This is a genomic window from Gilvimarinus japonicus, from assembly GCF_042847215.1.
Taxonomy (GTDB): domain Bacteria; phylum Pseudomonadota; class Gammaproteobacteria; order Pseudomonadales; family Cellvibrionaceae; genus Gilvimarinus; species Gilvimarinus japonicus.
On record NZ_AP031500.1, the window covers coordinates 1088550 to 1100499 of the forward strand.

Sequence of the window (11950 nt, forward strand, 5' to 3'; positions counted from 1 at the left end):
GTGTCACAATTGCCGGATACCCTCTTTCATCCCCTAAGCGGTCGGCTTGCTCGATGGGGTTTATTTGTAGCAGAAAAGGTCAAAGCAATGGATTTTGAATCCTGGGACGTCGATTTGCCAGCGGGCGAAGCGCGCCATAGCAGCGGTTGTATCATCCGAGTCGAGGGCGATCCGCGCAATCCGTCGTCGGTTGACCCGAGCCACTTCCCCAAAAGCCTAAACTTTATCGATCAGGCGCGGCTGTTACGCTGTGGCGTTGAGGCTTTAGCCAATGCCGCCGCTGAAAGTGGCGCACCAATCGCACGCGAGCGCGATGAAGGTACCAGCGTTAAGGTAAAAAGCCGCACGGTGCAAGATCTGGAGCAAAAGGCAAAGATGTTTGCCGACAACCCCGATAAGCCCAAACGCGCGGTTTTGTCGCTGAAAAAGCGTGAGCGTGTCAGCGACTAAACCGGTCGGTTGGATTAACGAATGACCAGCTGGCCGCGCAGCTGCAGGTTGGTTTTGTGTTGATCTAACACTGTGAGCATTTTATCGAAGTCTTGCTCGGCAATATCCAGACCGTTTGTGACGATAACCTCTTGGCTGCCGTTGTACACCAAGGCGTTTAGCTCTGTGGTGACTTTGTCGATGGCGGCAAAAACGGTTTGGGTTGTTTCGGCGTTGTAAAATACTCGCCCTTGCTCGGTTAGGCGCAAGTAGTCGTCACATTCGGTCAACCACTCTTTGCGCTGCTCAAGCATTTTTCGAATATTGTTCATCCCCCCTTTGTGACCCGTTGGCAGACGATCATTACGGTACTTCTCTAGGCTGGCGTAATCGCGCAGCAGAAAGTCGACGCTGGTTGTCTCGCAAAATTTTGCGTTGAGGTAACTTGGGAATTCGACATTGTGCTGTTCCATAGCTTGCTTGCGTTTGCAGTCCTCATCGCACGCATTTACCTGACTGCCGGCCAGTGCCATAAGCAGCAGGACTATCGGTAGTAGCAAGTTTTTCATAAGACGGCCTTCTTGTTTATCATTTTTGTTATGACGATCACACTTTTGGTATAAAGTAGATTGCCTCTTAGGTCAAGGCCTGGCGGAAAAATATTGTATTTTTATGGGTTTCTGGGCTGATATCTGCGTGATTTATTCTCTTTGGTTGTAAAAGTCCGATTAAGCGCCTAGCGCTTTGCCTACCAGTTGCTGTAAATGAGGCGGTAAATCGATTTCGAGTGCGCTGGCGTGGCCTGCTTCGGACATTTTGTTCCAAGTCTTGCGAATAATATCAATCAACTTTTCTTCGGTGTGCTTGCTGGCAAAGTCATCTAAGTAGTGGCGCAGAAACACTAGGCAGATGACGTCTTCTAGCGCTTGGACTTCAGCGTCGCGCTTTAGCTGCTTTTTTTGCAGCATGGTGGCAACTCGCTCGCAGCTTTCATCTTGGTAGCCGTGCTCGCGCATGATGGCGCAGGCGCGGTCGGCGTGATGTTGCCCCAAGGTGACGCGCCAGCGCTTGTATCCCGAGCGGTCCATCGGGTAATCGGCGCGGGGAATAACCCAGCGTTCAATGTGTTGCGCGCGCGCGGCCAGCTGCAATTCATCGCTGGCCTGGGGGGCAAACGCGGCCAATTCAGCGCTCATGCGCTCGGCGTACAGCAGCTCTTTGGGGCGTTGCTTGCCGTCCAGGTCGGTCTCAAGGTTTGGATCTTGGCGGTTGGCATCGTCAAAAGCTTGTAGTGTAGCGTTTAAGCGGGCGGTGCTATTGGTCATGGCTGTTTCTCATTGGGTTAGGTCCGCGACGTAAAGCCTGTCATACCGGGCTGCCTACCGGCGGCGCGGCGCATGTCGGGTAACCTGATAACGACTGGGAGCGATTGGCTATATTACGTTATCTACCGTGTGGATTTAACCCCAGCGTGTCGATGGTTTGCACCTTTACAGTCACCAAAAAGCCGGTTTATAGTAAGTTTCTCTGGCCTGTGGTGTGTGGCAGGCTTGAGTTTTCTATGGAGCATAATCCGGCTTGGGCCGGCAAAGGTTATTGATATGTCAAAAAGTACCGGTGTGGTTAAGTGGTTCAATGAGTCCAAAGGGTTTGGTTTTATTGAGGGTGAAGGTGGTCAGGACGTGTTTGTACACTTCTCGGCTATTGTTGGCTCCGGCTTTAAAACCCTAACCGAAGGCCAGAAGGTAACGTTTGAAGTAACTCAAGGGCAAAAAGGCCCGCAGGCTGAAAACGTCACGCCTGAATAAGAACCCCAGTATTACGTAAAATGAGCGCCTGTAGTTTGGGCGCTTTTTTTATGGCTCTCAGTTAAGGGTGTTGGCCCTTACTTAAAGGCCGGGTTAACGCATCAGTGTCGATGTGCAGTTGATACAGCTGTGACCAGTGTTTGCCCGTCACCCAAAAGCTTTTGTTGCGGCTATCAAAAGCAATCCCATTGGCGACGGCATTTGGGTCCGGGTTACGCGCCCGCTCGCGTTTGGCAAACTCGGCAATATCCACTACCGCCTTAACGGCCCCGCTGGCCGGATCAATGGCGATGATCTCGCTGCTAAACCATATGTTGGCCCAAATTAAGCCTTGGGCGAACTCCAGTTCGTTGATGTTTTTAACCGCTTGGCCATTGCGTGTGACTTGTAATCGGTACTTAAGATCGAGCGTCTCTGGATCGTGAAAAAACAGCGTATCGCTGCCGTCGGAGCGAATAAGATGTTGCTGGTCGTTAGTGAGGCCCCAGCCTTCACCTTGGTAAGTGTTGCGGCCAAGAAGCTTGCCCGTGGCGACATCGAAGCGCCACAGGGTTTGCTCACGCCAGCTTAGTAGGTAGACCGTGTTATTAAACACGGTTAAGCCTTCGGCAAAGTATTGCTTGTTTAACGCGTGTTGCCATGTCGCGCCGGCGGTAACTGCCGTATCATTTAGCGGACGGCTAACTAATTTGGATTTGCCGTAAAGTCCACTGCTTTGCAGTAGTTGCCCCTCGTGGATTTCCAGCCCCTGAGTAAAAAAGGGTGACTTGAGGGGCCGGCTTTGCAGCAATTGGTAGTTAAGTTTTACCGGCGCTTGGTCGGCGGGATCGGCATGGCTGACGGGGTTAGCTAGGCTGACCAGCGCCAGCAGTAGGTAAGCGACGGGATACTGCCAGCGCTTCTTGCGGGGCCGATTATGACGTTGAGGGTGCGGTAAATCGTCTGGTTCTTGGGAGTTGGCCATAATGGCTGAACTTGCTCTCGTAAACATCTATTTAAGGCTCGTTTATGTCTCGCGTTCGCTCGTTTCTGATATTAACCCTGCTCGGTGGTTTGGCAGTGGTGCTGCCTATGACCATTTTTGTGTTTTTGGTGCAGTGGCTAGTGGGAGTGGTGGGTACTATTATTGCCCCCTTGAGCCGCTGGTTGGCTCACTATATCACCATCGGTGAGCACAGCGCTGATGTGCTCAGTTTTGCACTGGTCTTGGGCGTGTGCTTTGCCATTGGTTTATTGGTAAAAACCAGTGTCGGCGGTTGGTTGCACAGTAAAATTGACGGGTTATTTTCTCGTTTGGCACCCGGCTATAGCACCATTCGCGAAATGGTGACGCAGGTGATGGGCGGCGAGGGCAATGCTTCGCTGCTTAACGGCAAAGTGTGTCGCGCTTATATTATGGGGGCGCAAAGTCCGGTGTCAGTGACGGGGATCGTCACCGCAGAGCACAGCTCGGGTGATTACACCGTTTATGTGCCGACAGCGCCGATTCCCACGTCGGGTTTTGTGTATCACTTACCTGCCGACTGCGTGGTGCTGCTGCCAGAGGTTAGCGTCGAGACGGCCATGCGCACGGTGATTGCCTGCGGCAGTGGCTCGCAAGTTATGTTGCCGTCTAATGATGAGACTCTGTCTGGCGGCCGCGAATAAGATCGCGCAGCGCAAAACGCGCGGGGTGCAGCGCTTGCGCTAACGGCGCGTCTAGGGGAGCGCACTCACGGTTAATAATATCGGTAAGCAGTTGCGCGCACAGTGGTATATAGGCCAGCCCGCGAGAGCCGTGACCGCAGTTAACATATAAGCCACTGTGATAACTGGCCGGAGTCTCGATCACGGCTTTAGCGTTGCGGCCTAAGGCTGCGCACTCGCGCTTGAGGGCGGGGTAATCGGGCACCGGACCAACCACAGGTAGGTAATCGGGCGTGGTGCAGCGAAATGCCGCCCGGCCCCCTGTGACAGCATTTACGGTTGGGTGGTTAAATGCTGCGCTTACATGCTCCCCCAGTTCGTTTAAATGCTCAAGGTTGCATTGGTGGTCTTGCGGGTTTAGCGCCAAGTTATTTTCGCCTAAATTGAATGTCGCTCCCAGACTGTGCTCGCCTCCATGGGCGGGTGCTAAATAACCTTTGGCGCACAGCGCGGTTTTAAGCTTGACGCTCTTGGCGGTGGCGCAGAGGCTGCTGATTTGGCCGCGAATGGGCTTTAATGGCAGTGGCGCTAGTTGTGATAACTGTCCACTGCGTTCGGCGCAGGCAACAACGGCAATGGCAGCATGGCCAATGCTGCTGCTATTGGCTGTACCGGTCAGCGCGTGCCAGTGTCCCTCGATTTGTTTTAGCTCGTGCACGTATTGGTTGCTGTGCACTTTTATGTTGGGGTGATCGAGCCGCTCTGCGCATAGCTGGCGCGGGTCGAGCCAGCCACAATCGGGGAAGTACAGCCCGCCTTGCGCAAGCGTCACGCCGCTTAGGTGGCTCGCCTCGGCGGCATCAACAGACTGAACTAACGCAGAGGGGTGGTGCAGCGCGGTAACCACTTGGCGCTGCGCAGCGGCTTGCTTATCGTTATTGGCGAGCTGCAGCAGCCCGCACTGCTCACCGCCATTAGGTTGATTGCGCCAAAAACTTTGATAATGCCGCTGGGCGTACATCAGCGCGTGCAAGTTAAACCGCGGCAAGGTTTCGCGCCTATGGCTTAAGCGCGCATACAGTAAACCCTGCGGGTTGCCGGAACCTCCGCTGGCGGGCGTGTGCTGTTCCAGTACGGTTACGTGCCAGCCCGACTCGGCCAATGCCCGTGCGGTGTGACTGCCTGCGAGGCCTGCCCCGATAACCAGTGCGGTTAGCTCGTTGCTTGCCCGGTGAGTGGCTTGCTGATAATAAAGCTCAGATGCTCTTTCGCACGCGGGTGCGACTGTCTCAGGGCGGGACGCTCTTGCTGCGGTAACCATCTCGCGTTTTTTTCGATAGCCAGGCTCGATAGTCACCGTAAAGCCCGCACTTTTAAACCCGCGCTTGACGACGCTGGCAGCGCTAAAGGTCGCAGCGGTGGTGTTAGGCCCAGACAGTGAGGCGATGGTCGAAAATAATTCTTCACTCCACATCGCTTGGTTTTTACTGGGAGAGAAACCATCTAAAAACCAAGCGTCGACACGGGGTTGTCGCGTAACACCGGCGCTCGAAAGCTCGGGCCATAACAGCGATTGCAAGCCGCGGTTGGCGTCATCAGTAATTAAGGTGAGGCTCACGTTGTCGCTAAAGTGTAAACGCTGAATGCCGCGCCCAATAAAAACGGGGTACTGCGCCGTCAGTTGTTCGGTTAGTGGTGCGAGCTCGGGCCAGGGGGTTAAAGTGCGGGTTAAATCGTGCGGTGTTAAAGGGTGTTGCTCGACGGAGATAAAGTGCAGCCGATGATTGCCGCGCGGATGCTCACGCCACAGCTGCCAGCTGGCTAAAAAATTTAAGCCGCTGCCAAATCCGGTTTCGGCGATGGTAAAAGTGCGCTGGGTGTTGTCGCTGCTCAGGGCGTTAAAGCGCTTGGGCAAATCATTGCCGTCTAAAAAGACGTAGCGGCTTTCGGCCAGCCCGTCGTAACGAGAAAAATAGAAGTCGCCATAAATACTGGATAACGGCTGCCCGTCGTCGTCCCAGCGCAGCGTCGCGGGGCCCGTATCTGGGGTGTCGTTCACAGCTCGAACTCGGCCTTAACCTGCTCGCACCAAGTGGCGATACGCTCGTCGGTTTGGCTGAATTCGTTTTCGTCATCCAGTGCTAAGCCAACAAATAAAGTGTCGTTGGCTATTAATGCTTTCGAGGCTTCAAACTCATAACCAGTGACGGGCCAGTAGCCACAAGGCTCGGCGCCGAGCTTAGCGACTTTGGCGTGCAGGTAACCCAGCGCATCCAAAAACCATTCGGGGTACCCGATTTGGTCCCCTAAACCAAAGTGAGCAACTTTTTTCCCCTGCCAATTCACCTGATCGATTTCGTCCCAAATCTCGTCCCAATCTTCTTGTAGCTCGCCGTAATCCCAAGTGGGAATGCCGAGAATGACACGGGGGTAAAATTCGGCCTCGATAATGGGCGTGTCGGCGATGTTAAAAACGTCGACCATGCCATCACCCAGTTGCGCGCGAATCTTTTCGGCCACGATTTCGGTGTAACAAGTAGAGCTGCCGTAGAACAGACCGATAGGCGCTCGGCTGCTGGCGGCTTGGCTCATTGGCGTTTGGCTCATAGTTGCGCAGCCCAGTTCTCGATCCACTCAAGCGCCAGCTCGGACGGATCGTCGCCGCTTATGGCGTCGAGCACTAACGGCTCGCCGATGCGCGTAGCGCCTAGCTCGCTCATGGCGTGGTCGATAGCGCGACCAGCTTCACCGAAGGTGGTGTAGCTACTGTCACCTAAATTAATCACGCCGTAACGGCGCCCGGCGATGTTGGGATTATCGCGCATTAAGGCTAAATACAATGGCTGTATATTGCCTGGCAAATCTCCGGCGCCGGTGTTGGCGGTGCAAATTAGCAAGGTGTCATCGGGGTTGTCGAGTAGGTCTTCAATCTCGGGCAGCGGATTGACGATGGTAACGATGCCTTTACTCTCGAGGCGATCTTTAAGGTCGCCGGCGACGGCTTCGGCGGTGCCCATTTCGGTGCCGACTAATATTTGCACACGTGTCATAGCGTTTACCTGTACTGACAAAAGGCGTTTATTGTACGGGGTTAGCGGGCGCTTTTAAATCGCGCCGCTGGGGGCAGTGTTTAGCGGTAATCCAGTTGGCGCCAGGCTTCGTACACCATGACCGAAACCGCGTTAGACAGGTTCATACTGCGGCTGCCTTCGCGCATGGGGATGCGTAACACCTGCTCTGGGGGTAATGATTCGCGAATGCTGGCGGGCAAGCCACGGGTTTCTGGGCCAAATAATAAATAGTCGCCTTGCTCAAAGCGTGCTTCACTGTGACACTGGGTTCCCTTGGTGCTAAGGGCGTACACTCGCGTAGGTTGTGCTTTAGCCAAAAAGTCATCCCAGTTACTATAGGTGACGAGGTCCTTCCACTCGCCATAATCAAGCCCGGCGCGGCGTAGACGTTTGTCGTCTAAAACAAAGCCTAGAGGCTCTATTAAGTGCAGCTGACAGCCGGTATTGGCCGCCAAACGGATGATGTTGCCGGTATTGGGGGGGATTTCTGGTTCAAATAAAACGATATTGAGCATGGCGCAATCCAGTTCCAAAAGGCTATAGTCAAAATAAGGGTTAATAACAGGCTATGATTATAAACGGGCTTGATAAAGAATACTGTTATTAGCCTATAGAGAAATACGCGCCACGCTGGCATAGTGTGGTGTCTCATAAAATAAGGTTTGGAGAACATTGGCTTGAAGTTGATTCGTGCTAAGTCACGCAAGTACGAAACATTAGGGGTAGAATTTACCTCGGAAGGTGTCGCTTTGGCGTTGCTTGAGCGTATTGCCGGCCAACTGCCCCGCTTGCTCGCCGCTGAATTTATTCCCGGCTCCGATACTCCTGCTGTTGCCTTGCGAGAACGGCTTGCCAAGCTGGGCGGGCGGGCGCGCCCCTGTAAACTGGTAATGCCAACAGCGGGGTATCAGCTATTGTTGGGCGATGCACCGGACGTCCCGCTTGAGGAGCTGAGCGAGGCGCTGCGCTGGCGGGTCAAAGATCTGGTTAGTTTCTCGGTCGCGGACGCCATCGTACAGGCATTTTTACTGCCCGAATCCTGCACCCGTGGCGGCACCCGGCTGGCGTATGCGGCCGTTGCCAAGCGTACCGCCGTGGCCGATCAAGTCGCGCTGGCCCAAGAAAGTGGCGTAGCGCTGCAAAGTATTGACATCCCCGAGTTGGCGTTGGGCCAACTGGCAACAGCTTGTTTGGACACCTCCCGGGCGATCGGCTTAGTCCATCTTATTCCCGGTGGGGGAACCTTGTTATTGATTCGCGATAGTGAGCTGTATCTGGCGCGCAATTTCAAATTAGACTTTAACGGCGGTTTGCTGGATGACTTGCCTGCCGAGGCGTTGGTATTGGAATTACAGCGCTCGCTCGATTACTTTGAGCGGCAGATGCGTCAGGTCCCGCCGTCGCACATCTATTTGTGTGGTGAAAACATTACTGAGGATAAAATCACGCCTGCCCTTAAAGACGGGCTCTCCGCGCGGGTCGAGCTTTTGCCCCTAGGGCAGGGGTTAAGCATCGCCGATGATATCGAGCAGCACACGCTACCTCTGTGTTTACGGGCCATTGGCGCGGCTTTGGCCGAAGGCGGGGGGCGCTAATGCAAGTCGTTAACTTTTATACCGCCGAGTTTCAACCTGACCGCTCTGCGTTGCGTGCGGCCCATATGCTATGGGCGCTAGGGTTAACACTGGTGTTATTGTTGTTGTACTCGTTGTGGTATCACTCGCAAACGGCGCACTTAATACGTGAGCAGGCCGAGTTAAGACAGCGTACAGATGATGCCCAGATAGCCTTGATGCAACTGCTGGATAGCCAAAAAGCGCTCAACGCAGATGCATTGCGGGCGCAACTGGCCGAAACTCGCGATGAGATCACTCAGCGTAAGCGAGCGCTTGAGTTGATCGAAACACAGGATATGGGCAACACGACTGGGTTTTCGGGGCAACTGCGCGCTCTTGCGGCGCAGTCTCAGCCGTCTGTGAGTCTAGAGGCGTTTACACTACTTGCCGGCGGCGCCCAGGTTGAGTTGCACGGCAAAACTTCCGAGCCCAAAGCTGTACCACGATACCTTGCGCTGCTGCATAGCACGGGCGCTTTTGCTCGCAGTACATTTGGCGTACTGAATCTGGAGCAAAATGAAGGTGCCGGGTTTCCTTTTTCTGTGACGGCACCAACACTCAAGGAGGCCAAAAATGAAGAGCCTTGAGTCAATTAACGCCTATATCGATAACTTATCACTGCGTGAACGGGTGATTGTTCTATTGGCTGCGGTGCTGGTGCTTTATGGCTTCTGGTTTTTGCTTTGGTTTAATGGCGCCAGCCAAGTGCGCGAAGCAACCAATCAGCGCATTGCCGAGATATCTGCCGAGCAGCAAAAAATTTCCGCTCAGATCGAGCAGTTCTCAAAGGCCGGCGGCGGCACCGCAGAGGCGTTAGCGGGCGAGCTGAGCCGGGCACAGCGCGAGCTGATTCGCACCGATGAGCAGCTGTCGCGCTCAAGTTCGGCGCTCGTCAATGCCGATCAGTTAGCGTTAGTGCTGCAAGAGATGTTAGCCGAGAGCAGCGCGCTATCGTTGATGTCGATGCAGACCTTACCGGTTGCGCCCATTAGTTTGGCGTCCGCCGCCGAAGCCGATATGGATGAGCTAGCCGATGCTAGCATTAATGTCTATCAACATGGCGTGGTGTTAACGGTGCGCGGGCGTTATTTTGAGGTGTTGGAGCTACTCGACAAACTCGAAGCCAAGCAGTGGAAGTTTTACTGGCAGTCACTGCGTTACGAGGTACAGAGCTACCCCGAGGCAGAAGTGCAAATACGCGTGTTTAGCTTGAGCGCCGAGGAGGGCTTGCTGGGTGTGTAAGTGGCCGTTATTTCTCGTGAGTTTGCTGTTGGTCCAGGTCGCGTCGGCGCAAACGCCGCTGCGCGACCCGACGCGGCCTTTAGTGAGTCAGCTTAACGGAAGCGTTGATACATTGGCTTTGCACTCGGTACTGATGAGTGCCAGCCGCAAAATTGCCGTCATTAATGGTTTTACCGTACGCGAGGGGGAGGCAGTGCCAAGCGCCGAGCGGTGGGTTGTGCAACAGATCGAACCGGGCGCCGTAGTGATTAGCGATGGGCAACAGCGCCGCCGTTTAGAGCTTTCCAGCCGTATCAACAATGTTAAAAGCAGTGTTGATCTGCGAGCTGACGGTATACCAAAACATAATATACAAAAACAGGGCTGCCGAAGCAGCACTTGTGTCGAGGTGAAGCAATGAATTGGCGTTTTCCCACTCTAATGAGTGCCAGCGCACTGGGCGTATTGGTTTGGTTAAGCGGTTGCACCCAGCCACAGGAGCGCACACTGAGTATTGAAACCGAAATGGCGAATGTCGCCAAAGCAGCCCAGCCTGCGCCGGTGGAGGTGCCCGAGCAGGTCAGTGCCGAGTTGTCGGTTGCCCCCGACGCTAATGCCCGCGCTGACGTTGAACGTTTTGATGTGGAGGTCAGCGAGGTGCCGGCCCGCGCGTTCTTTTTAAGTTTAGTTGATGGCACCGACACGAATATTGTCGTGCATCCCGAGGTAACGGGCACCATATCGCTTAATTTACACGGTGTGAGTGTGGATGAGGTGTTGGAAATCGCGCGCGATATTTATGGCTACGAGTACAAGCAGCGTGGCGGCATTTATACCATTTACCCCAATCATTTGCGCACCGAAGTCTTCCATTTAAATTACTTGGATGTTCAGCGGGTGGGTGTGTCGGACACCAGCGTGATGATTGGTCGGGGTGAATCACAAGGTGGTCAGGTTGGTGGCAGTGCGGGCAACCAAAGTACGAGTCAGGGTGACACCGCTAACTTACTGAGTATGTTGTCGTCCGAGTCGGGCAATAACTCTACCGCGCTAACGCCGGGCTCGAGGATTCAAACCCTTAACCGCACAGACTTTTGGGTGTCTATTAAAGCGGCAGTGTCGGCCATCGTGGGCGGGGAGAGCGACGACCGTATGGTGATGGTGTCGCCGCAGGCAGGCATGTTGGTAGTCAAAGCGTTGCCCCACGAGCTCAATGCGGTGCGGGAGTTTCTAGATCGCTCTGAGTTAAGTGTTAAACGCCAAGTGATTTTAGAGACAAAAATTCTAGAGGTTCGCCTAAGCGAGGGTTACAACACGGGTATTGACTGGAGCCAAATAAACGGCCAGTTAAATTATGGTTATCAAGCTGGGCGCGATCATAATACCAACGATACGGTATCGTTTACCGATTTTGTACCCGGCGGTTTTGAGGGGCAACAAAACTTTGTCGACGGTGTGGTGGAGACCTCGTCGCAAATGTTCACCTCGGTACTCGGCGTGCCAGATATCAGTGAGCTGGTGTCGTTGCTGCAAACGCAAGGCAATGTGCAGGTGTTATCCAGCCCGCGAATATCCACCGTAAACAATCAAAAAGCGGTGATTCGGGTCGGCGCCGATGAATACTTTATTACCGGTATTTCGAGTAACACCACAGCCAATGCATCGGCTGTGACCAGTACCCCTAACATCGAGTTGTCGCCGTTTTTTAGTGGCATCTCGCTGGACGTAACGCCACAAATATCAGAAGACGACAGTGTCATTCTGCATATACACCCGGTGGTGAGTGATGTGAAAGATCAGCTTAAAAACTTTACTATTGGCGATGAAGACTTCTCGCTGCCGTTGGCCAATCGCGGCGTGCGTGAATCCGATAGCATCGTTCGGGCGCAGTCGGGCCAAGTGATTGTCTTGGGCGGTCTGATGCAAGAAACTAAAGTGAACGAAGATGGTAAAAACCCGGGGCTGGGAGATATCCCATTTTTTGGCTCGATGTTTCGTACCACCAGCCGGCTGACCGAAAAAACCGAACTTGTGATTTTGCTGCGCCCTATTGTCGTTAATGACGATGCGTGGAATGCGCAGATCGAACAATCTGTGCAAGGGATTGGTAAATTGGGCGAAGACTACCGAAAAATGTTTGAAGGCAACCTCGAGACACCATAAATAGCGATCAATAACA

General features: G+C 53.9%; 15 protein-coding genes. 8 read left to right on the forward strand and 7 right to left on the reverse strand.

The genetic code is table 11. From position 1 onward, the window contains the following. Positions 1–87: 87 nt before the first annotated feature. Positions 88–450 carry a hypothetical protein gene (locus tag ACGHAD_RS04625; RefSeq protein WP_382413490.1) on the forward strand — a complete coding sequence of 121 codons (363 nt, stop codon included), beginning with the start codon at positions 88–90 and terminating at the stop codon, positions 448–450. A 14-nt stretch (positions 451–464) separates the two neighbouring features. Here the strand turns inward: ACGHAD_RS04625 and ACGHAD_RS04630 are convergent, their stop codons facing one another. Together ACGHAD_RS04630 and ACGHAD_RS04635 are read right to left on the reverse strand one after the other, a co-directional pair. Further along, positions 465–998, reverse strand: coding sequence for a hypothetical protein (locus ACGHAD_RS04630; protein ID WP_339617591.1), 534 nt, complete (start codon positions 996–998; stop codon positions 465–467). Between the two features lie 159 nt (positions 999–1157). Beyond that, complete coding sequence (locus tag ACGHAD_RS04635; RefSeq protein WP_382413488.1) at positions 1158–1754, reverse strand: DUF4202 domain-containing protein; 597 nt, start codon at positions 1752–1754, stop codon at positions 1158–1160. Positions 1755–2030: 276 nt separating this feature from the next. On the opposite strand from ACGHAD_RS04635, the gene ACGHAD_RS04640 reads away from it, so the two are divergent. Further along, the gene (locus ACGHAD_RS04640) at positions 2031–2237 is read left to right on the forward strand and encodes a cold-shock protein (RefSeq protein ID WP_041522612.1); all 207 of its coding nucleotides are present in this window, start codon (positions 2031–2033) and stop codon (positions 2235–2237) included. Positions 2238–2298: 61 nt separating this feature from the next. Here ACGHAD_RS04640 and ACGHAD_RS04645 read toward each other — a convergent pair whose 3' ends face one another. Next, positions 2299–3228, reverse strand: a complete 930-nt coding sequence (locus tag ACGHAD_RS04645) for a glutaminyl-peptide cyclotransferase (RefSeq protein WP_382413486.1) — start codon at positions 3226–3228, stop codon at positions 2299–2301. 17 nt (positions 3229–3245) lie between these two features. Between ACGHAD_RS04645 and ACGHAD_RS04650 the strand changes: the two genes are divergently transcribed. Continuing rightward, positions 3246–3884: a DUF502 domain-containing protein gene (locus ACGHAD_RS04650; protein WP_339617588.1), complete on the forward strand. Its 639-nt coding sequence runs from the start codon at positions 3246–3248 to the stop codon at positions 3882–3884. Here ACGHAD_RS04650 and mnmC read toward each other — a convergent pair. The 4 genes from mnmC to trmL form a co-directional block, all read right to left on the reverse strand. Beyond that, the gene (gene mnmC / locus ACGHAD_RS04655; protein ID WP_382413484.1) at positions 3850–5922 is read right to left on the reverse strand and encodes a bifunctional tRNA (5-methylaminomethyl-2-thiouridine)(34)-methyltransferase MnmD/FAD-dependent 5-carboxymethylaminomethyl-2-thiouridine(34) oxidoreductase MnmC; all 2073 of its coding nucleotides are present in this window, start codon (positions 5920–5922) and stop codon (positions 3850–3852) included. The two genes, ACGHAD_RS04650 and mnmC, sit on opposite strands and share 35 nt — an antisense overlap. Beyond that, a complete protein-coding gene (gene fldB / locus ACGHAD_RS04660) occupies positions 5919–6470 on the reverse strand; it encodes a flavodoxin FldB (RefSeq protein ID WP_382413482.1) in 552 nt (183 codons plus the stop codon). The genes mnmC and fldB overlap by 4 nt, the downstream gene beginning before the upstream one ends. Further along, a complete protein-coding gene (locus tag ACGHAD_RS04665) occupies positions 6467–6913 on the reverse strand; it encodes a flavodoxin domain-containing protein (protein ID WP_339617585.1) in 447 nt (148 codons plus the stop codon). Before ACGHAD_RS04665 ends, fldB begins: the two co-directional genes overlap by 4 nt. A gap of 80 nt (positions 6914–6993) precedes the next feature. Beyond that, entirely contained in the window at positions 6994–7449 is a 456-nt protein-coding gene (gene trmL / locus ACGHAD_RS04670) for a tRNA (uridine(34)/cytosine(34)/5-carboxymethylaminomethyluridine(34)-2'-O)-methyltransferase TrmL (protein ID WP_382413479.1), read from the reverse strand. A gap of 162 nt (positions 7450–7611) precedes the next feature. On the opposite strand from trmL, the gene ACGHAD_RS04675 reads away from it, so the two are divergent. The 5 genes from ACGHAD_RS04675 (at position 7612) to mshL (ending at position 11934) form a co-directional block, all read left to right on the forward strand. After that, positions 7612–8529 (forward strand): MSHA biogenesis protein MshI, encoded by a 918-nt coding sequence (locus tag ACGHAD_RS04675; protein ID WP_339617583.1) that lies wholly within the window; start codon positions 7612–7614, stop codon positions 8527–8529. Then, entirely contained in the window at positions 8529–9137 is a 609-nt protein-coding gene (locus ACGHAD_RS04680) for a hypothetical protein (protein ID WP_339617582.1), read from the forward strand. The genes ACGHAD_RS04675 and ACGHAD_RS04680 overlap by 1 nt, the downstream gene beginning before the upstream one ends. Further along, positions 9124–9792 carry a type II secretion system protein GspM gene (gene gspM, locus ACGHAD_RS04685; RefSeq protein ID WP_339617581.1) on the forward strand — a complete coding sequence of 223 codons (669 nt, stop codon included), beginning with the start codon at positions 9124–9126 and terminating at the stop codon, positions 9790–9792. Before ACGHAD_RS04680 ends, gspM begins: the two co-directional genes overlap by 14 nt. 82 nt (positions 9793–9874) lie before the next feature. Further along, positions 9875–10192, forward strand: coding sequence for a hypothetical protein (locus ACGHAD_RS04690; RefSeq protein WP_390403425.1), 318 nt, complete (start codon positions 9875–9877; stop codon positions 10190–10192). Continuing rightward, complete coding sequence (gene mshL / locus ACGHAD_RS04695; protein WP_382413475.1) at positions 10189–11934, forward strand: pilus (MSHA type) biogenesis protein MshL; 1746 nt, start codon at positions 10189–10191, stop codon at positions 11932–11934. The genes ACGHAD_RS04690 and mshL overlap by 4 nt, the downstream gene beginning before the upstream one ends. Positions 11935–11950 lie beyond the last annotated feature (16 nt).